Source organism: Mycobacterium shunyiense, assembly GCF_058270035.1.
In genome coordinates this window covers 361,836-380,146 of sequence record NZ_JBZDPT010000047.1, presented here as the reverse complement: position 1 = coordinate 380,146, position 18,311 = coordinate 361,836, and the positions used below count along the sequence as shown (strand labels likewise).

At 66.7% G+C, this 18,311-nt stretch carries 22 protein-coding genes; 14 read left to right on the top strand and 8 right to left on the bottom strand.

Annotated elements, in window-relative coordinates; translation table 11 throughout:
* Positions 1-11 precede the first annotated feature (11 nt).
* Positions 12-326, bottom strand: a complete 315-nt coding sequence (locus AC4ELS_RS29050; RefSeq protein ID WP_064877881.1) for a type II toxin-antitoxin system VapB family antitoxin — start codon at positions 324-326, stop codon at positions 12-14.
* A gap of 206 nt (positions 327-532) precedes the next feature.
* On the opposite strand from AC4ELS_RS29050, the gene hrcA reads away from it, so the two are divergent.
* Genes hrcA through AC4ELS_RS29035 form a run of 3 tightly spaced genes read left to right on the top strand, consistent with a single transcriptional unit; the run spans position 533 to position 3,516 of the window.
* Positions 533-1,564 (top strand): heat-inducible transcriptional repressor HrcA, encoded by a 1,032-nt coding sequence (gene hrcA / locus AC4ELS_RS29045; protein WP_064877965.1) that lies wholly within the window; start codon positions 533-535, stop codon positions 1,562-1,564.
* 43 nt (positions 1,565-1,607) lie between these two features.
* The gene (dnaJ, locus tag AC4ELS_RS29040) at positions 1,608-2,750 is read left to right on the top strand and encodes a molecular chaperone DnaJ (protein WP_064877883.1); all 1,143 of its coding nucleotides are present in this window, start codon (positions 1,608-1,610) and stop codon (positions 2,748-2,750) included.
* A 16-nt stretch (positions 2,751-2,766) separates the two neighbouring features.
* Positions 2,767-3,516 carry a 16S rRNA (uracil(1498)-N(3))-methyltransferase gene (locus AC4ELS_RS29035; protein ID WP_499050421.1) on the top strand — a complete coding sequence of 250 codons (750 nt, stop codon included), beginning with the start codon at positions 2,767-2,769 and terminating at the stop codon, positions 3,514-3,516.
* A 19-nt stretch (positions 3,517-3,535) separates the two neighbouring features.
* Here the strand turns inward: AC4ELS_RS29035 and AC4ELS_RS29030 are convergent, their stop codons facing one another.
* The 3 genes from AC4ELS_RS29030 to AC4ELS_RS29020 are packed head-to-tail and all read right to left on the bottom strand — an operon-like array spanning position 3,536 to position 6,024.
* Entirely contained in the window at positions 3,536-4,147 is a 612-nt protein-coding gene (locus AC4ELS_RS29030; RefSeq protein WP_499050418.1) for a hypothetical protein, read from the bottom strand.
* Positions 4,147-4,470 (bottom strand): type VII secretion target, encoded by a 324-nt coding sequence (locus AC4ELS_RS29025; RefSeq protein ID WP_463791389.1) that lies wholly within the window; start codon positions 4,468-4,470, stop codon positions 4,147-4,149. Before AC4ELS_RS29025 ends, AC4ELS_RS29030 begins: the two co-directional genes overlap by 1 nt.
* A gap of 18 nt (positions 4,471-4,488) precedes the next feature.
* A complete protein-coding gene (locus AC4ELS_RS29020; protein WP_463791388.1) occupies positions 4,489-6,024 on the bottom strand; it encodes an EspA/EspE family type VII secretion system effector in 1,536 nt (511 codons plus the stop codon).
* Positions 6,025-6,214: 190 nt separating this feature from the next.
* Here AC4ELS_RS29020 and AC4ELS_RS29015 point away from each other — a divergent pair, with 190 nt between their 5' ends.
* From AC4ELS_RS29015 to era, 6 genes are all read left to right on the top strand, one after another.
* The gene (locus AC4ELS_RS29015; protein ID WP_499050414.1) at positions 6,215-6,997 is read left to right on the top strand and encodes a hypothetical protein; all 783 of its coding nucleotides are present in this window, start codon (positions 6,215-6,217) and stop codon (positions 6,995-6,997) included.
* Positions 6,998-7,267: 270 nt separating this feature from the next.
* Positions 7,268-8,317, top strand: coding sequence for a PhoH family protein (locus tag AC4ELS_RS29010; protein WP_499050411.1), 1,050 nt, complete (start codon positions 7,268-7,270; stop codon positions 8,315-8,317).
* Positions 8,314-8,850: an rRNA maturation RNase YbeY gene (gene ybeY, locus AC4ELS_RS29005; RefSeq protein ID WP_055115434.1), complete on the top strand. Its 537-nt coding sequence runs from the start codon at positions 8,314-8,316 to the stop codon at positions 8,848-8,850. The genes AC4ELS_RS29010 and ybeY overlap by 4 nt, the downstream gene beginning before the upstream one ends.
* Positions 8,847-10,148 carry a hemolysin family protein gene (locus AC4ELS_RS29000; protein WP_064877889.1) on the top strand — a complete coding sequence of 434 codons (1,302 nt, stop codon included), beginning with the start codon at positions 8,847-8,849 and terminating at the stop codon, positions 10,146-10,148. Before ybeY ends, AC4ELS_RS29000 begins: the two co-directional genes overlap by 4 nt.
* Positions 10,141-10,458: a cytidine deaminase-like protein gene (locus AC4ELS_RS28995; RefSeq protein WP_499050409.1), complete on the top strand. Its 318-nt coding sequence runs from the start codon at positions 10,141-10,143 to the stop codon at positions 10,456-10,458. The genes AC4ELS_RS29000 and AC4ELS_RS28995 overlap by 8 nt, the downstream gene beginning before the upstream one ends.
* Positions 10,455-11,363 carry a GTPase Era gene (gene era / locus AC4ELS_RS28990; protein ID WP_448443459.1) on the top strand — a complete coding sequence of 303 codons (909 nt, stop codon included), beginning with the start codon at positions 10,455-10,457 and terminating at the stop codon, positions 11,361-11,363. Before AC4ELS_RS28995 ends, era begins: the two co-directional genes overlap by 4 nt.
* Positions 11,364-11,381: 18 nt before the next feature.
* On the opposite strand, the gene AC4ELS_RS28985 is transcribed toward era, so the two are convergent.
* On the bottom strand, positions 11,382-11,780 hold the full coding sequence (locus AC4ELS_RS28985) for a hypothetical protein (protein ID WP_448443457.1): 399 nt from the start codon (positions 11,778-11,780) through the stop codon (positions 11,382-11,384).
* Positions 11,781-11,861: 81 nt separating this feature from the next.
* Positions 11,862-13,361, bottom strand: a complete 1,500-nt coding sequence (locus AC4ELS_RS28980; protein WP_499050405.1) for an amidase — start codon at positions 13,359-13,361, stop codon at positions 11,862-11,864.
* 63 nt (positions 13,362-13,424) lie between these two features.
* Here AC4ELS_RS28980 and recO point away from each other — a divergent pair, with 63 nt between their 5' ends.
* The 4 genes from recO to AC4ELS_RS28960 are packed head-to-tail and all read left to right on the top strand — an operon-like array spanning position 13,425 to position 15,945.
* Entirely contained in the window at positions 13,425-14,267 is an 843-nt protein-coding gene (gene recO / locus AC4ELS_RS28975) for a DNA repair protein RecO (protein WP_064877968.1), read from the top strand.
* Complete coding sequence (locus AC4ELS_RS28970) at positions 14,215-15,096, top strand: decaprenyl diphosphate synthase (protein ID WP_064877893.1); 882 nt, start codon at positions 14,215-14,217, stop codon at positions 15,094-15,096. Before recO ends, AC4ELS_RS28970 begins: the two co-directional genes overlap by 53 nt.
* A 1-nt stretch (position 15,097) precedes the next feature.
* Positions 15,098-15,544, top strand: a complete 447-nt coding sequence (locus tag AC4ELS_RS28965) for a hypothetical protein (protein ID WP_064877895.1) — start codon at positions 15,098-15,100, stop codon at positions 15,542-15,544.
* A complete protein-coding gene (locus AC4ELS_RS28960) occupies positions 15,541-15,945 on the top strand; it encodes an NUDIX hydrolase (RefSeq protein WP_448443451.1) in 405 nt (134 codons plus the stop codon). Before AC4ELS_RS28965 ends, AC4ELS_RS28960 begins: the two co-directional genes overlap by 4 nt.
* Before the next feature lie 34 nt (positions 15,946-15,979).
* Here the strand turns inward: AC4ELS_RS28960 and AC4ELS_RS28955 are convergent, their stop codons facing one another.
* Positions 15,980-16,378: a Fur family transcriptional regulator gene (locus AC4ELS_RS28955; protein ID WP_064877899.1), complete on the bottom strand. Its 399-nt coding sequence runs from the start codon at positions 16,376-16,378 to the stop codon at positions 15,980-15,982.
* Positions 16,375-16,743, bottom strand: coding sequence for an ArsR/SmtB family transcription factor (locus AC4ELS_RS28950; RefSeq protein WP_064877901.1), 369 nt, complete (start codon positions 16,741-16,743; stop codon positions 16,375-16,377). Before AC4ELS_RS28950 ends, AC4ELS_RS28955 begins: the two co-directional genes overlap by 4 nt.
* Before the next feature lie 97 nt (positions 16,744-16,840).
* Here AC4ELS_RS28950 and AC4ELS_RS28945 point away from each other — a divergent pair, with 97 nt between their 5' ends.
* Positions 16,841-18,226 carry a glycine--tRNA ligase gene (locus tag AC4ELS_RS28945; protein WP_499050400.1) on the top strand — a complete coding sequence of 462 codons (1,386 nt, stop codon included), beginning with the start codon at positions 16,841-16,843 and terminating at the stop codon, positions 18,224-18,226.
* Positions 18,227-18,311: the final 85 nt, after the last annotated feature.

The following is an 18,311-nucleotide window of genomic DNA, read 5'->3' as shown; positions in this document are numbered from 1 at the left end:
CCGCCGGCGGGTCACGCCGGGGTCGGGGCGAGCGCGTCCATGTCGAACAACCGGGCATGCAGGATGGTGCGGTTCCGCAGCGCCGAACGCACGGCCCGGTGCAGCCCGTCCTCCAGGTAGATGTCGCCGCGCCACTTCACCGCGTGCGGAAACAGGTCGCCGTAGAAGGTCGAGTCTTCGGACAGCAGCCGGTCGAGAGCGAGCACCGTGGTGGTCGTGACCAGCTCATCGAGGCGCAGCTGCCGCGGCGGGATGCGGGACCAGTCCCGGTGGGAGAGCCCGTGCTCCGGGTACGGTTTGCCCTCTTGGACGCCCTTGAAGATCATCGCCGGCCCGCCTCCGTCGCAGTAGCGCGCGGTGTTGCCATCGGCATAGTTGCCTAGGTTAATACGCTTGTGGGTAAGCGCCCGCGCCGGTGTCGCCCGGCGTGCTGGTGTGGACCTGTCACCGCAGAATCGGTAAACCTGCTGCTGGTCAGTAAAATGAACCGAGCTAAATGCACACGTCGCTGCTGCGAAGGGTAGGTGAACAGGTGGGGAGTGCCGACGAGCGTCGTTTCGAGGTGCTACGGGCCATCGTCGCCGACTTCGTGGCCACCAAGGAGCCGATCGGCTCCAAGACTCTGGTGGACCGTCACAACCTCGGCGTATCGAGCGCCACGGTCCGCAATGACATGGCGGTGCTCGAAGCCGAGGGCTACATCACCCAGCCGCACACGAGCTCGGGCCGGGTGCCCACCGAGAAGGGCTACCGCGAGTTCGTCGACCGGATCGACAACGTCAAGCCGCTGTCTTCATCGGAGCGCCGGGCGATCTTGTCCTTCCTGGAGTCCGGGGTCGACCTCGACGATGTGCTGCGGCGCGCGGTGCGGCTGCTGGCGCAGCTGACCCGGCAGGTCGCGATCGTGCAGTACCCGACGCTTTCCACCTCGTCCGTGCGTCACCTCGAGGTGGTGGCACTGACGCCGGCCCGGTTGCTGCTGGTGGTCATCACCGATTCGGGCCGGGTGGATCAGCGCATCGTGGAGCTCGGTGATGCCATCGACGAGCATGAGTTGTCGAAACTCCGCGAGATGCTGGGGCAGGCGCTGGAGGGCAAGCCACTCACAGCGGCGTCGATCGCAGTGAGCGATCTGGCCACTCACCTCAACGGCCACGGCGCACTGGCGGATGCCGTCGGCCGCTCGGCGACAGTTCTGGTGGAGACGCTCGTCGAGCACACCGAAGAGCGACTGCTGCTGGGTGGCACCGCCAACCTGACCCGCAACACCGCCGATTTCGGCGGATCGCTGCGGTCGGTGCTGGAGGCGCTCGAAGAGCAGGTGGTGGTACTGCGGCTGTTGGCGGCCCAGCAGGAAGCGGGCAAGGTAACCGTGCGGATCGGTCATGAGACCGAGGCCGAGCAGATGCTGGGGACGTCGGTGGTGAGCACCACGTACGGCAGCTCGGGCAAGGTGTACGGCGGAATGGGTGTGGTCGGTCCCACCCGAATGGACTACCCGGGAACGATCGCCAATGTCGCGGCGGTTGCTCTCTATATCGGCGAAGTCCTAGGTACTCGGTAAGGCAGCCGGTCGATCCGGCACAGAAAGGTCAGGCAAGGTCAGCGTGGCACGCGATTATTACGGCTTGCTCGGAGTGAGCAAAGGCGCGAGCGATTCAGAGATCAAACGTGCCTATCGGCGATTGGCGCGTGAGCTGCATCCCGACGTCAATCCCGACGAGGAAGCCCAGAGCCGGTTCACCGAGATCCAGGTCGCCTATGAGGTGCTGTCGGATCCGGAGAAACGCCGCATCGTGGACATGGGCGGCGACCCGATGGAGTCGGTCGGCGGCGCGCCCGGTGGGTTCAGCGGGTTCGGTGGGCTCGGCGACGTGTTCGAGGCGTTCTTCGGTGGCGGAACCTCGTCGCGCGGACCGATCGGCCGGGTCCGTCCCGGCGCCGATTCACTGCTGCGCATGCGGTTGGACCTCGCGGAGTGCGCCACCGGCGTGACCAAGCAGGTGGCCGTGGACACCGCGGTGCTGTGCGATCTGTGTCAGGGCAAGGGCACCAACGGCAATTCCAAGCCGGTCGCCTGCGACACCTGCGACGGCCGCGGCGAGATCCAGACCGTGCAGCGCTCGCTGCTGGGACAGGTGATGACGACCCGTCCGTGCCCCGTATGTGGGGGAATCGGTGAGGTCATCCCCGATCCGTGCAACCGCTGCGGCGGCGACGGCCGGGTGCGTGCCCGCCGTGAGATCAGCGTCAAGATCCCGGCCGGGGTCGGCGACGGCATGCGGGTGCGACTCGCCGCGCAGGGTGAGGTCGGACCCGGCGGCGGGCCGGCAGGCGATCTGTACGTCGAGGTCCACGAGAAGCAGCACGAGACATTCGTCCGCGACGGCGACGACCTGCACTGCACGATCTCGGTGCCGATGGTGGACGCCGCCCTCGGCACCACGGTGACCGTCGACGCGATCCTCGACGGGCCGACCGAACTGACCGTTCCGGCCGGTACCCAGCCCGGTGCGGTGACGACACTGCGCGGGCACGGTATGCCGCATCTGCGGTCCGGGGTCCGCGGTGACCTGCATGCCCACATCGATGTGGTGGTGCCGTCGAGACTGGACAGCACCGATACCGACCTGCTGCGCAAGCTGAAGGAGAACCGGGCCCGCGACGTCGCGGAGGTGCGCTCGACGCAGGCCTCCGCGAGTTCCGGCGGTTTGTTCAGCCGCTTGCGCGAGACGTTCACCGGCCGCTGACGCCGCGGGCTGCCACGTGAGCTCAGCGCTTTTCTACGTCGACGCGCTGCCTGGCGCGGGGGAGCTCGCCGTCGTCGACGGCGACGAGGGGTTTCATGCGTCCAATGTCCGACGCATCCGGGCCGGCGAGCAGATAGACCTGAGCGACGGTGCCGGAACGCTGGCCCACTGTGTCGTCGAGGACACCGCCAAGGGCTGGTTGTCGGCGCGGGTGATCGAGCGGGTCGACATCTCGCGCGCACGCCCGAGCATCACCGTGGTGCAGGCGCTGCCCAAGTCCGATCGCTCGGAGCTGGCCGTCGAGCTGGCAACCGAGGCGGGCGCGGACGGGTTTGTCGCCTGGCAGGCAACTCGGTGTGTGGCCCGCTGGGAGGGCCCGAAGGTGGAAAAGGGCCTGCGCCGCTGGGAAGCGGTGGCTCGTTCCGCGGCCCGGCAGTCCCGTCGTCCCTACATCCCGGCGGTCGAAGGTGTGCTGTCCACGGCTGCGCTCACCCAGCGCGTCGCCGACGCCGTGGCCGACGGTGCAGTGGTGCTCGCTCTGCACGAATCCGCCACCGAGCCACTGGCCGAACTGCCGCTGGCCCAGGCGGATTCACTGATGCTGATCGTCGGGCCCGAAGGCGGCATCGCCGACGAAGAGATCGCCGCTTTCGCCGCAGCCGGAGCCAGGGCCGTCCGGTTGGGCCCGAGCGTCCTGCGGACCTCCACGGCCGCAGCCGTCGCGCTGGGCGCGATCGGTGTGCTGACCGGACGCTGGGCGATTTAGCCCCCGGGGTCTGCCCGGTTCAGTGCGTCGCGCGCAGATACGCCGACACGGCTTCGGCCTCAGCTTCGTCTGCCTGTTGGGGAGTGGGCAGTCCGATGTCGTAGTCCAGGTACCGGGCAACGGTGGCATTGTCGACACCTTGGCGGCTCATCAACTCGTAGATCAGCTCGTACTGCACCGAGCGGCCTTTCATGCTGGCCAAATCTGCGGTCGCCTTGATCGTCTGCGACAGTTGGCTTTCGGTCATCCTGCCGGCGTCGGGGGACAGCTCGACAGCATGGATGCCCCCACTGATGGACGCCGTCACGCTCAGCAGGTGCGACGGGTGCGAGACCGTGAACAGAGCCTGGGAAGCCGCCTCGTCGGTGCCGTGGGCCTCCTGGCCGTAGACGTCGAAATCGACAGGCCCCGCGTCAGTTTGAGCAACCGGGTAGTCGGGAGCTGTGTCCCAGCCGGACAGTTCGGTGTCGGAATCGCCGCCCGTCCCATGATCGGGTTCGTGATCATCGAGAGCGTCCAGACCGGACCAGTCGTCGTCGCGGTGCGCCGGCCCGTCAAAGTCCAGCGCATCCATGCCGTCGTCGAAATGCTCGCCGCCGTCGTCGCTGTCGTCGTCCCAACCACCCGGCATCAGCTGCCACCCGGATGCATCTGGGCAGCGATGCTGCTCTGGGCCTGCGAGTCGACCTGGTCGTAGTACGACGCCGCCGTCTCGAGGTTTCCGGCAAGGTCGCTGGACACCGACTGCATCGCAGTGACCGCGGCGACTCGGGCGGAATTCACACTCGACAGGGCCATCGCGGTTCCGGAACACACCACCCCGTGACTGATCAGGACGGACATGCTGGCGCTGCTGGTGGCGCCGACGGTCGAGCCGTATCCCTGTGCGGCCGAAAGCTGTTTGGCGGACAGATCACGAACCTCACTGGTCTGAACCTGCAACTTCGTGGACAAATCAGGCTCCTCTCAAACCTAAACTTCGCGCGTGATGCGTGGCGGGGCAGTCGGATTGGCGGGGTCGAGACTCACATGAATCGGGCCGTTGACCTGATCGGGATGGACGTCCATCTCTACGCGGCGTTCGGCGTCGAAGTCAACGGCGATGTGGATCGGCGCCCGCTCACCGGGGGCCTCGCTGCCCGCCCCGGCTGCGCCCTCCTGTTCAGCGCTGGGTTCCTCGCGTCCGACGGTTTGAATCTTCTCGCCGTCGGCGTTGGGATCGCCTTCCTGGCCTTGGCCGGCGGCTTGCTGAGCCTGACTGGCGGCTTGTTGGGCGGCCTGGGTGGCAGCTTGTTGCGCCTGACCGGCGGCTTGGGTGGCCGCCTGGACGACCTGGCCGACCAGCGATCCCAACGACCCCAGCATTCCGGCACCGCCGCCCGCGCCACTTCCCGATGCGCCGCCGGCTGCACCGCTGGGAGAGCTCGCGCTCGTCGACGGTGTGGCTCCGGCTCCCGAGCTGCTGGGTGTGCCCCCGCCGCCGGATGACGCGCCACCGCCGGCCCCCGATGTGCCGCCGCCTCCGCTACCCGATGTGCCACCGCCCGACGTGCCGCCGCCACCGGCGGGGGTTCCTCCGGTCGGTTCGCTGCCGCCCGGCGAGCTCCCGGTGGGCGTGTCACCGTTCCCGGAAGTATTCGGATTACCCGTGCCTGGCATGCTCGGAGCGCCGGACATCGAGCCGCCGCCCAGCTTCGCCTCGCTGCTCACCTGCTGGTATTGCGCGATGGCCTGTTGCAGCTGACTGGAGTTGCTCATCGCGTTGGAGACCATCTCATTCATGGTCATGCTGGCCGCGCCCGTCGCGACGCCGACGGCGATCGCTTGGAAAGCAAGCGACGCCGGCTCACCGCCGATAGGGATCGCCATCAGAGCCATCGCAGGCGCAATGGCCGCGCCAAGACACGTAGCGATGTTGTCCATGTTGTCGCGGGTGTTGGCGACCTGCTCGGCCTCGGCCTTCAGGATGGAAATGACCTGATTGTCGGCCTTGATCAGCGTCGAGGTGCGGTCGATCTGCTTCGAGTTCTGGCTGCTGTAAGCACTGGAGCTTGACCCCTCCCACGAGCTCGGGTAGGCCTGCTCGAGGCCGCGACCGGTCGACTCGAGCCCGGTGGCGCCTTCGTTGAAGTCCTCCCCGGAGTTGGGATTGCCGAAGCCCAGCGTTTTCGATATCACGTTCAGCCCGATCAACCCGCCCTCGATGATCGGGGTGGCGTAGGCCGCGGGCATCAAACTCTGGGCCAGCTGGGCACCGTCGGACACCAGGCCCACCACGCCCATCGGATCGCCTTCGAGGATCGATTTCACGTCATCGACGATGTCGCCGACCCCATCGACGGCATCTTTGATGTCTTCGAACTTGCTGAACGGGCCGTCCCCGCCGCCGTCGTCGGATCCACGATTCGATCCGCGGTCTCGTGAGTGGTGGTCTCCGCTGTCGGACCGGTTGTGGGTGTTGCCGCCGCTGTGGTGAGAACTACTCGAACCGTGTTTACCACCCGCCATGCTTGCGTTCCCCCGAAGCGTTGTGTTGAGACTCATCCAAAGATTGCCTGAGGGAGCGTAACAGCGGTTTGTGGCGCCACCGGTCACTTCTTTGGGCCGGGACCGTTGCCTCGCGCGGAGTCCGGCGACGGTCGCTGTGATCGGGCAATTCGCGCTGTCGGCCTGCCCGGCTTCGCATTACGCTGCAACCGTGAGTTTGCCGCCCCAGGGCCCGTCGCCCCAAGGTCCGCCGCCCTACGGGCAACCCCCGCACGGGCAGCAGCCTCCGCACTGGCCCCCACCGCAACCGCCGCAGTGGCCCGGGGCGCCGGGTGGTTCGGGGCCATTCGGCCAGCCCTACGGCCAGCCCTCGTACGGGCAGCCGCCGCAGTGGCCTCAGGCCGGTCCGCCGATGCCGCCGAAGAAATCGCGCCTCGGCATCGTGATCGTCGCGGTCATTGCCGTGGTGAGCATCTCGTTCGTCGGATTCATGGGCTACATGGTCGTCAAGGTAAGTGGTGAGGGGCAGGACCGGGTCGCCCAGTCGGCATCTGATTTCTCCCAGGTGTGCGACAACGACCACATCACCAACGCCGCGGAATACGCCAAGCCGTACAACGCCGTCGCCTACTTCAAGGGCCTCGGACTCATCGATGAAATCTGGCTCTCGGCCTCCGATTCGGCAATGTCCGACGACTTCTCCAAGATAAATGTCGTCGCCTGCCTGGAGCGAAAGCGGGGCAGCGAGGTGAAATCCGTCCAGTGCGTCGACGACGACGACGGGAACAAGATCAAAGTCGACTACTACTCCGTCGAATACGAGATCACGTTTCGCGAGGCCAGGACCGGCAAGGTGATCAAGAGCGGGGAAACCGTCCCCGGGACCGCCGACCGCTGTACCCAGCTCATCTCCTACGAGCGCGGATCGCGGAAAGCGTACGCCCGCCCGGACAACGACGCGGTGCAGGCCAAGCTGGATGCGTTTGCAGGCTGATAGGAACGTCCGGAGTTCATATAGGCATCGCTGAGCACTGTGACGAATGTGCAGCCTGTTGTGCTCCAAAGGCGGAAATGCGAGGACAGGCGACACGCTCGCCACAGGGCCTGGCGGGCACATCACCGGCCAGATTCGCAGGCCGTTCAGAGCGCCGATCACCGTCGGCGCGCCTAACCATTGGGGCGCGTCGTTGACCAGCGGTAAACTGGCCACAGTACGACGGCAGCCGGCCGTCAGGAAAACACGGAAAGCAGGCACAAACTCCACGTGACGCCCCGCGACACGACCGCTGACTCGTCGGCCACCGCATCTCAATCGGTCCGCAGCAGCATCACTGTTCCGCCCGACATCATCGTGGGCCTGCTCGGCTCGGCTGATGAGAATCTGCGGGCACTCGAAAGACTTCTGACTGCCGATATCCATGCGCGCGGCAATGAAATCACCTTTACCGGCGAACCGGCCGACGTGGCACTGGCCGAGCGCGTGGTCGCCGAGTTGATCGCCGTAGCTTCCAGCGGCCAGGCGGTGACCCCCGAGGCGGTGCGACACAGCGTCGCCATCCTGACCGGCGCCGAGGACGAGTCCCCGGCCGAGGTACTGACGCTCGACATCCTGAGCCGCCGCGGCAAGACCATCCGGCCCAAAACGCTGAATCAGAAGCGCTACGTCGACGCCATCGATGCGCACACCATCGTGTTCGGCATCGGCCCGGCCGGTACCGGCAAGACGTACCTGGCGATGGCCAAGGCGGTCAGCGCCCTGCAGACCAAGCAGGTCAGCCGGATCATCCTGACTCGCCCCGCGGTGGAAGCCGGTGAGCGCCTCGGCTTCCTGCCGGGCACGTTGAGCGAGAAGATCGACCCGTACCTGCGGCCGCTGTACGACGCACTGCACGACATGATGGACCCCGAGCTCATTCCGAAGCTGATGAGCGCCGGGGTAATCGAGGTCGCGCCGCTGGCGTACATGCGTGGTAGGACGTTGAATGACGCGTTCATCATCCTCGACGAGGCGCAGAACACCACCGCCGAACAGATGAAGATGTTCCTCACCCGTCTCGGGTTCGGATCCAAAGTCGTTGTCACCGGCGACATCACGCAGGTGGATCTGCCCGGCGGCAACACCTCGGGCCTGCGGGCGGCGATGAACATCCTCGACGGTATCGACGACATCCACTTCGCCGAACTCACCAGCGCCGACGTCGTGCGGCACCGCCTGGTGTCCGAGATCGTCGACGCGTACGCCCGACATGAGGAGCCGGCATTGCTCAACCGTGCCCAACGCCGTTCATCGAACGGACGGCCCCGCCGATCATGAGCATCGAGGTATCCAACGAGTCGGGCATCGATGTCTCCGAGGACGAGCTGATCAGCGTCGCGCGCTTCGTCATCGCCAAGATGGACGTGAACCCGGCGGCTGAGCTGTCGATGGTGCTGCTGGACAGTGCGGCGATGGCCGACCTGCACATGCGCTGGATGGACCTGCCCGGTCCGACCGATGTGATGAGTTTTCCGATGGATGAGCTGGAGCCCGGGGGTCGGCCGGATGCGCCCGAGCCGGGTCCGGCCATGCTCGGCGACATCGTCTTGTGCCCGGAGTTCGCCGAGCAACAGGCGGCCAAGGCCGGGCACTCGCTCGGTCAGGAGTTGGCCCTGCTGACCGTGCACGGCGTGCTGCATCTGCTCGGCTACGACCACGCCGAGCCGGACGAGGAAAAAGAGATGTTCGCGCTGCAGCGTCAGCTTCTCGAGGAATGGGTGGCTGATCAGGTGGAGGCGTACCACGCCGACCGGCAGAGCGAGAAAGACCAGCGCCTGCTCGACAAGTCCCGATATTTCGACGAACCGTGACGGGCTTACTTCCGCTGCTCGGTGCCGTGGTGCTGGTCGCGTTCGGCGGCCTGTTCGCCGCCATCGACGCCGCCCTCTCGACCGTGTCGATCGCGCGCATCGAAGAACTGGTCCGTGAGGAACGTCCGGGTGCGGCCCGGCTCAGCCGGGTGGTCGCCGAACGGCCTCGCTACATCAATCTCGTTGTACTGCTACGGATCACGTGCGAGATCACCGCGACCGTGCTGTTGGCTTCCTTCCTGGACGGGCATCTCGGTGTCGGATGGGGTCTGGTGGCTTCGGCCGCGATCATGGTGGTGACGAGTTTCGTGGCCATCGGCGTCGGCCCGCGCACGGTCGGCAGGCAGAACGCCTACTCCATCGCGCTGATGTCGGCCTTGCCGCTGCAGGCGATCTCGGTGCTGCTCACGCCGATCAGCCGCCTTCTGGTGTTGATCGGCAACGCCCTGACTCCCGGCCGCGGTTTCCGCAACGGCCCGTTCGCCTCCGAGATCGAGTTGCGCGAGGTCGTCGACCTGGCCCAGCAGCGCGGCGTCGTCGCCGACGAGGAACGCCGGATGATCCAGTCGGTGTTCGAACTCGGCGACACCCCGGCCCGTGAGGTCATGGTGCCGCGCACCGAGATGGTGTGGATCGAGAGCGACAAGTCGGCAGGCCAAGCGACGTCGTTGGCGGTCCGCAGCGGGCATTCCCGCATCCCGGTGATCGGTGAGAACGTCGACGACATCGTCGGCGTCGTCTACCTGAAAGACCTTGTCCAGCAGACCTATTACTCGACCAACGGCGGTCGTGACACCAATGTGGCACAAGTGATGCGTCCGGCGGTGTTCGTCCCGGACTCCAAGCCGCTCGACGAACTGCTCAAGGAGATGCAGCTCGACCGCAACCACATGGCGCTGCTCGTCGACGAGTACGGCGCGATCGCCGGTCTGGTCACCATCGAGGATGTGCTCGAAGAGATCGTGGGCGAGATCGTCGACGAGTACGACGCCGGCGAGGTCGTTCCGGTGGAGGACCTCGGTGAGCACCGGTACCGCGTGTCGGCGCGGCTGCCGCTCGAAGACCTCTGCGAGCTCTACGAAATGGAGCCCGACGAGGATCTCGACGTCGACACCGTCGGTGGCCTGGTCGCCTTCGAGCTGGGCCGGGTGCCGCTGCCCGGCGCCGAAGTCACCTGGGACGGTCTACGGTTGCGCGCCGAGGGCGGTTCCGACCACCGTGGTCGGGTGCGGATCGGCACAGTTCTGGTCAGCCCAGCTGAATCCGAGAAACAGGAGACCCGAGATAGCCATGAGTGAGCTTGACGCAGAAGACAACAAGCTCGTCGTGCTGGCCCGCGGCGCGATGGGCCGCGCCGAGGCTCCCACCGGCGCGGCGGTGCGCGACCAGGACGGTCGCACCTACGCCGGCGCCCCGGTGACCCTCGCGGCGATGCAGTTGACCGCCCTGCAGGCGGCAGTGGCCGCCGCAGTGTCCAGCGGTGCCACCGGAATCGAGGCCGCGGTGCTGGTCGGCGGCTCCGCCGACGACGCAGGTGTCGCTGCGGTGCGGGAGCTGTCCGCGAACGCCGCGGTGATCGTCACCGATCGGGCGGGAACTCCGGTATGAGCGAATTCCGTTCCGGCTTCGTCTGTTTCGTCGGCCGGCCCAACACCGGCAAGTCGACGCTGACCAATGCGTTGGTGGGCCAGAAGGTCGCGATCACCTCGAACCGGCCGCAGACCACCCGTCACACCATCCGCGGCATCGTGCACCGCGACGACTTCCAGATCATCCTGGTCGACACCCCCGGTCTGCACCGTCCACGCACCCTGCTCGGGCAACGGCTCAACGACCTGGTCAAGGACACCTACTCCGAGGTCGACGTGATCGGTCTGTGCATCCCCGCCGATGAGCGCATCGGCCCAGGGGACCGCTGGATCTATCAGCAGATCCGCGCGGTGGCGCCGAGGACCACCCTGATTGCCGTCGTCACCAAGATCGACAAGGTGCCCAAGGATCGCGTCGCCGAACAGCTGATGGCCGTCAGCGAACTCCTGGGACCGGATGCCGACATCGTGCCGGTCTCGGCCACCGCGGGCGAACAACTCGATGTGCTCACCGATGTCCTCGTCTCCAAACTGCCGCCGGGGCCTGCCTATTACCCCGACGGCGAGCTCACCGACGAGCCCGAGGAAGTGTTGATGGCCGAGCTCATCCGCGAGGCAGCACTGGAAGGCGTGCGCGACGAGCTGCCGCACTCGCTGGCTGTTGTCATCGAGGAGGTCGAAGAGAGAGAAGGCCGTGACGATCTGAACCCCCTCGTTGATGTACACGCGATCCTGTACGTCGAGCGCGACAGCCAGAAGGGCATCGTGATCGGCAAGGGCGGAGCGCGACTGCGCGAAGTCGGCACAGCCGCGCGCACCCAGATCGAAAAGCTGCTCGGCACAAAGGTTTATCTCGACCTGCGGGTAAAGATTGCCAAGAACTGGCAGCGCGATCCGAAGCAGCTGGGCCGACTGGGCTTCTGATCGGCTCAGCGGTCGTCGCTATCTGCTCGCCAACACGATAACCAGCACCATGATCGCGATTCCGGCGAGAGTGATGCCCACAATCGCCAGCCAGGCGACGACCCGTTCCCGTGGATTTCTGCCGAGGCTCCGCATCGAGCGGCCGTTGAACAGGAACAACAGGCCATCGAGGATCTGCCAGGTAGTGCCGTTGTCACGCTCAGCTGTGGACGGAGGGGCAGTGGGCGACGGGTAGTACGGCGGTTGCTGCTGCGCGCCGTACGGTTGGTAAGCCTGGTAGGGCTGAGCCGGTGGGTAACCACCGTTGGGCGGGTAAGCGTTGGGCGGGTAGCCATATCCCTGCGGCCCGGGCGGAGCCGGCGGATAGGGCCCCGGTGCAGGTTGCTGTTGCGGATAGTACGGATCCGGATAGCTCACTGCGGTTGCCCCCTGCCCACACGTTCGATCGCCCGGCAAAACGCTACACGACCGATTTCTTACCTCCGGTCAGAAGTTCGCCTATCCGTCGAGCGCGTTGATCGCGGCGGCAGCCTGGGATGCATCGGTCTGCGACGGGGCGGTCCACCAGACTTCAGGTTGCTCGGCGGCCCAGCCGGTGATCGCCTCGAGTTCGGCGGCCAGCGAGATCAGCAACGGCTCACTGTCGGCCGGCCCCATCAGTTGGATGCCGATCGGCAACCCGTCGGAGGTGAACCCGGCGGGCACGTTGATCGACGGCCAACCCAGCAGGTTCCACGGCCAGGTCACCGGGCAGGCGGCGATCGCGGCGCGTTCGGTGGCAGACCACCCGCGGCGGTCGAATTCGTGTGTGAGCGGCGGTGGTTGGGCCGTGGTCGGCGCGATGATGACGTCGACGAGGTTGAAGATCCAGGAGATGCGGCGCTGCACGGCGGCCTCGTGTGCCCGGGCCTTGCGCAGCACGTCCTGCGACAGCAGCCGGCCGATCCTCATGTTGGTGGCGGTGCGCTCGTCGTAGACCACGTCGCCCAGGCGGTCGGACCAGTCCAGCAGGCCGGAAGTGGAGCGGGCCAGGAAGTCCCAGGACATCCGCAGGCTGTAGTTGGGGTCTTTCTCCTCCACGGTGTGGCCCAGCTGTCCGAGGTGATCGGCGGTGGTTTGCAGCGCCGTGCGAATCTCGGGGTGCAGTGTGGCCCGGAAACCGGTGAACGGGAACTTCGTCGACATCGCGATCCGCAACGGCCCGGGCGCGCGGCCGACGTGTTCTGCGGCCTGTATCGGCGCGGGCTTGTGCAGATCGCCGTCGGCGTTACCGGATGCGGCGTCGAGTACGAGGGCCGCGTCGGTGACGGTGCGAGCCAGCACCCCGTTGACGGTGATGCCGTTGAACGCCTCGGGCAGAGGCCAGGTGGAAATGCGTCCGCGCTGCGGCTTGATGCCGACCAGATGCGTCCACGCGGCGGGGATGCGGACACTGCCCGCGCCGTCGGATCCGATGGCCGCGGCCACCAGGCCCGCGGCGACGGCCGCGGCGCTGCCGCCGGAGGATCCGCCGGGGCTGTGCTTGCGCGACCACGGGTTACGGGTATGGCCGAACCCCGGCCCGCCGGTGAACGGCCACTGTCCGAGCTCGCACGTATTGGTCTTCCCGACGATCACCGCGCCTGCTGCCTTCAGGCGGCGCACCACTTCGGCGTCGTCGGTGGCGACGCGGGTGGAGCCGTCGGTGCCGAACCGGGTGGGCACCCCGGCGACGTCGACGTCGTCCTTGACCGCGATGGGGATTCCCAACAGCGGGAGTTGTTTGCCGGCTGCCCGAGCCGTGTCGGCCTTGGCGGCGTCGGCCAGCGCCTGCTCGGTCAGCACGACGCGGAATGCGTTGAGGGTGGATTGGCTCGCGGTGATGGCGTGCAGCGACTCCTGTACCAGTTGCTCAGAAGTGACTGCGCCGCTGGCGAGTTGATAGAGCCGGTTGGTCAGGGTGGGGAAACGGGTGGGGGGCTTGCGGGAAAAAGGGTCGGAAGTCGCAAATTTGGCCATCACTTTCGAGGATATCGGCGGTGCGTAACGGAACCTGTCCGGCCATGGTGCGACACTGTCACGATGCGGCTGTACCGGGACCGGGCGGTGGTGCTGCGCCAGCACAAGCTCGGCGAGGCCGACCGGATTGTCACCCTGCTCACCCGCGACCATGGTTTGGTGCGCGCGGTGGCCAAGGGTGTTCGGCGTACCCGCAGCAAGTTCGGCGCGCGGCTGGAGCCGTTTGCCCATATCGACGTGCAGCTGCATCCGGGGCGCAACCTCGACATCGTCACCCAGGTGCAGGCCATCGACGCGTTCGCCGCCGACATCGTCAGTGACTACGGCCGCTACACCAGTGCGTGCGCGATGTTGGAGACCGCCGAGCGGCTGGCCGGGGAGGAGCGGGCACCGATGCCCGACCTGCACCGGCTCACGGTGGCCGCGCTGAGGGCCGTCGCCGACGGCCGCCGGGCCCGCGAGTTGGTGCTCGACTCCTATCTGCTGCGGGCGATGACGATCGCCGGGTGGGCGCCGGCCCTGACAGAGTGCGCCCGTTGCGCCGCGCCGGGTCCCCACCGGGCATTTCACGTCGCGGCCGGCGGCAGTGTGTGCGTGCACTGTCGACCCAGCGGATCCAGTACTCCGCCCCAACCCGTGCTGGAACTCATGTCGGCGCTGCACGAGGGGGACTGGGAGTACGCCGAGGCGTCCTCATCGACGCATCGCAGCCAGGCCAGCGGGCTGATCGCCGCGCACCTGCAGTGGCACCTGGAGCGCCAGTTGCGGACATTGCCTCTGGTCGAACGGGTGTACCGGATCGATCGGACAGTCGCCGAGCAGCGCGCCACGCTGGTCAGGCAGGATATGACCCATGGCTTTGAAGCGGGACAAGCAGACCTACCCACAGCTGCCCCCGGCGCCTGAGGACTATCCGGTCTTTCCGGACACCTCGACCTGGCCCGTCGTCTTCCCGGAGATTCCGGCCGGCACCAACGGCCGCTTCGCCCGCCCGCCACAACACACGTCCAAAGCCGTCGCGCCTCGCATCCCGGCGGATCAAGTACCCAATCACGTCGCCGTGGTGATGGACGGCAACGGTCGGTGGGCCACCCAGCGTGGTCTCGGCCGCACCGAGGGACACAAGATGGGTGAGGCGGTGCTGATCGACATCACCTGCGGTGCGATCGAATTGGGCATCAAACATTTGAGCGTCTACGCCTTCTCCACCGAGAACTGGAAGCGCAGCGCCGAAGAGGTCCGGTTCCTGATGGGGTTCAATCGGGAAGTGGTGCGTCGCCGCCGGGAGAACCTGAACGCCATGGGCGTGAACATGCGCTGGGTGGGGTCGCGGCCCAAGATGTGGCGCAGCGTCATCAAAGAGTTCGACATCGCCGAGCAGATGACCGTCGGTAATGACGTCATCACGGTCAACTACTGCGTCAACTACGGCGGTCGCACCGAGCTGGTCGAGGCCGCGCAGGCGCTGGCCACCGAAGCTGCCGAGGGCAAGATCAACCCGGGCCGGATCACCGAGGCTGCCTTCGCCAAGCATCTGCACCGCCCCGACATCCCCGACGTGGATCTGTTCATCCGGACGTCGGGGGAGCAGCGGGCCAGCAACTTCCTGCTGTGGCAGTCGGCGTACGCCGAGTTCGTGTTCCAGGACAAGCTGTGGCCGGACTACGACCGGCGCGACCTGTGGGCCGCCTGCGAGGAGTACGTGAACCGCAACCGTCGCTTCGGCAGGGCCTGACATGCCCGGCCTCCTGCAGCAGTTGTCCTCGGCGCTCGGCGAGGTGATGTCCGTCGTCGAGGAAGACGACGACGCGCTGACCGTGACGGTCGACGGTTCGGTGGCCTCGGTGCGGGTGGTAGCCATCGCCGAGGACCTGGAGATGGTCTCGCTGACGCAGCCGTTGGCGTGGGATCTGCCGCTGAACAACAAGATTCGCGAGCGGGTGTCCGAGCATGCCAGCAAGACCATGCTGGGCACGGTGGTGTTGGTGGAGAAGCTGGTCGACACTCCGACCAACGGCGCGACGCCCAAAGGTGCGGCACGTAAGCGGCCGGCCAAGAAGGTGGCCGACGTGATGCTGCGCTACAACTTTCCGGCGGCCGGGCTCACCGACGACGCGTTGCGCACCCTGATCCTGATGGTGCTGGCCACCGGCGCCGACGTGCGTCGGGACCTGATGTCGTGAGCGGGCCGGTCATCCGCATCGTCGCGGCCGTGGTGCTCGGTGAGGACGACCGGCTGCTCCTGGTCCGTAAGCGCGGTACGACGGCGTTCATGCAGCCCGGCGGCAAGATCGAGCCGGGGGAGCAGCCGATCGAAGCGTTGGCCCGGGAGGTTCGCGAGGAGCTCGGGGTCGGTTTTGATGTTCCGGCGGCCGAAGAACTCGGCCACTTCACCGCACCCGCCGCCAATGAACCCGGCCACGCAGTCGATGCGTGGCTCTACCGGGTGAGCCTGGACGGCGAGCCGCGGCCGCAGGCCGAGATCGACGAGATGACGTGGATCGACCCCCACGCGCCCGGTGACGTCGAGTTGGCGCCACTCACCCGCGATGCCGTGTTCGCGCTGGTCCGCGATCGGGCTTAGCGTCCCTGCGTGAAGCGCCATGGCGGAAAGTCGGTCAGTTGACCCCGTCGCCGCAGCCGCGGCACATGCCGAAGATCTCGATCGTGTGGCTGACGTCGGAGAAACCGTGCTCGCGTGCCACGTCGGCGGCCCAGGCCTCGACCTGGCCGCCGGAGATCTCGACGGTCGCGCCGCAGGCCCGGCACACCAGATGGTGGTGGTGGTCCTCGGAGCAACGCCGGTAGACCGACTCTCCCGTGTCGGTGCGCAACGTGTCGACGTTGCCGGTGTTGGCCATCGACTGCAGGGTGCGGTACACCGTGGTCAGTCCGATGCCCTGGCCGCGGCGGCGCAGCTCGTCGTGCAGCTCTTGGGCTGAGCGGAATCCGTCGGTCTCGTTGAGCAGGTCGGCGATGGCCGCACGCTGCCGGGTGGACCGGACCGCGCCCGTCACCGGTGGTCCTCGCCGGCGTGGGCGACGGCGTCGGCGACGATGTGGGCCAGGTGGTGGTCGACCAGCTGGTAAAGCACTTCACGTCCCGCGCGCTCGCTGGACACCACTCCGGCCTGCTTGAGGATCCGCAGATGCTGGCTCACCAGTGGCTGCGGCACGTCGAGCGAGTCGACCAGTTCGTGCACACAGCGCGCCGACTGCTGCAGCTGGAGCACGATCGCGATCCGCAACGGGGCGGCGAGCGCGCGCAACAGCTCGCCCGCGGTGTCGAGGACCTCGCGCGGGGGCAACTCCGGCGCCGGCGCGGTGCTGTGTCCGCGTGCGTCGTCGTGTTGATTCGCCGTGAAATTGGAAATCGTTTCCATTACGGGTCAGGATACATGCGCGATATTGCATGTCAACCGCTCCGCCGGGCGCGGTGGATTATCGCTGCCGGCGCGCCGGTCGCTACTCTGATGCACCGTGGCATCCATCATCGACACCGTTGCGAACCTGGCGAAACGCCGCGGCCTGGTCTTCCAGTCCGGAGAAATCTACGGCGGCACCAAGTCCGCGTGGGATTACGGCCCACTGGGTGTCGAGCTCAAGGAGAACATCAAGCGCCAATGGTGGAAGTCGATGGTCACGGGCCGCGACGACGTCGTCGGCCTCGACAGCGCGATCATCCTGCCGCGCCAGGTGTGGGTGGCCTCCGGTCACGTCGACGTCTTCAACGACCCGCTGGTGGAGTGCCTGAACTGCCACAAGCGTCATCGTCAGGACCACATGCAGGAGGCCTACGCGGCCAAGAAGGGTCTCGATGACCCTGACTCTGTCTCCATGGACGAGATCGTCTGCCCCGACTGCGGCACCAAGGGGCAGTGGACCGAGCCGCGCGACTTCAACATGATGCTCAAGACCTACCTCGGCCCGATCGAGTCGGAGGAAGGTCTGCACTACCTGCGCCCGGAGACCGCCCAGGGCATCTTCGTCAACTTCGCGAACGTGGTGACCACGGCGCGCAAGAAGCCGCCATTCGGTATCGGCCAGATCGGCAAGAGCTTCCGCAACGAGATCACCCCGGGCAACTTCATCTTCCGCACCCGCGAGTTCGAGCAGATGGAGATGGAGTTCTTCGTCGAGCCCTCGACCGCGCCGGAGTGGCACAAGTACTGGATCGAGACGCGGCTGCAGTGGTACGTCGACCTCGGTATCAATCGGGACAATCTGCGTCTGTACGACCACCCGAAGGAGAAGTTGTCGCACTACTCCGACGGCACTGTCGACATCGAGTACAAGTTCGGCTTCGCCGGCAACCCGTGGGGTGAGCTGGAGGGCATCGCCAACCGGACAAACTTCGACTTGTCCACGCATGCAAAGCATTCCGGTGTCGACCTGTCGTTCTACGATCAGGGCGCCGACACCCGCTACGTGCCGTACGTGATCGAGCCGGCAGCCGGTCTGACCCGCTCGCTGATGGCGTTTTTGGTCGACTCCTACACCGAGGACGAGGCCCCGAACGCCAAGGGCGGCGTGGACAAGCGCACGGTGCTCAAGCTCGACCCGCGCCTGGCCCCGGTCAAGGCCGCGGTGCTGCCGTTGTCGCGCAATGCCGACCTGTCACCCAAGGCCCGCGACCTGGCCGCGGAGTTGCGCCGTAACTGGAACGTCGAATTCGACGACGCCGGTGCGATCGGCCGGCGCTACCGCCGCCAGGACGAGATCGGCACCCCGTATTGCGTGACAGTCGATTTCGACACCCTGGAGGACAACGCGGTCACCATCCGTGAGCGCGACGCCATGACCCAGGAGCGCATCGCGCTGGACAAGGTGTCGGATTACCTGGCGGTGCGGCTCAAGGGCGCTTGAGTCTGTCGCCAGCGTGCGTGTCTGGCAGTGACACACCGGGATTCGGCCGATCACCACATCGCTGGAATAAGTCATCGTACGGATA

What these genes read in the sequence shown, in the direction of transcription:
- AC4ELS_RS28995 (WP_499050409.1), top strand. Translation starts at nt 10,141, where the DNA reads ATGAGTGAGCTTGACGCAGAAGACAACAAGCTCGTCGTGCTGGCCCGC.
- AC4ELS_RS28980 (WP_499050405.1), bottom strand. Translation starts at nt 13,361, where the DNA reads ATGGCCAAATTTGCGACTTCCGACCCTTTTTCCCGCAAGCCCCCCACC.
- ybeY (WP_055115434.1), top strand. Translation starts at nt 8,314, where the DNA reads ATGAGCATCGAGGTATCCAACGAGTCGGGCATCGATGTCTCCGAGGAC.
- AC4ELS_RS28970 (WP_064877893.1), top strand. Translation starts at nt 14,215, where the DNA reads ATGGCTTTGAAGCGGGACAAGCAGACCTACCCACAGCTGCCCCCGGCG.
- AC4ELS_RS28965 (WP_064877895.1), top strand. Translation starts at nt 15,098, where the DNA reads ATGCCCGGCCTCCTGCAGCAGTTGTCCTCGGCGCTCGGCGAGGTGATG.
- AC4ELS_RS28950 (WP_064877901.1), bottom strand. Translation starts at nt 16,743, where the DNA reads ATGGAAACGATTTCCAATTTCACGGCGAATCAACACGACGACGCACGC.
- AC4ELS_RS29020 (WP_463791388.1), bottom strand. Translation starts at nt 6,024, where the DNA reads ATGGCGGGTGGTAAACACGGTTCGAGTAGTTCTCACCACAGCGGCGGC.
- AC4ELS_RS29030 (WP_499050418.1), bottom strand. Translation starts at nt 4,147, where the DNA reads ATGCCGGGTGGTTGGGACGACGACAGCGACGACGGCGGCGAGCATTTC.
- recO (WP_064877968.1), top strand. Translation starts at nt 13,425, where the DNA reads ATGCGGCTGTACCGGGACCGGGCGGTGGTGCTGCGCCAGCACAAGCTC.
- era (WP_448443459.1), top strand. Translation starts at nt 10,455, where the DNA reads ATGAGCGAATTCCGTTCCGGCTTCGTCTGTTTCGTCGGCCGGCCCAAC.
- AC4ELS_RS29050 (WP_064877881.1), bottom strand. Translation starts at nt 326, where the DNA reads ATGATCTTCAAGGGCGTCCAAGAGGGCAAACCGTACCCGGAGCACGGG.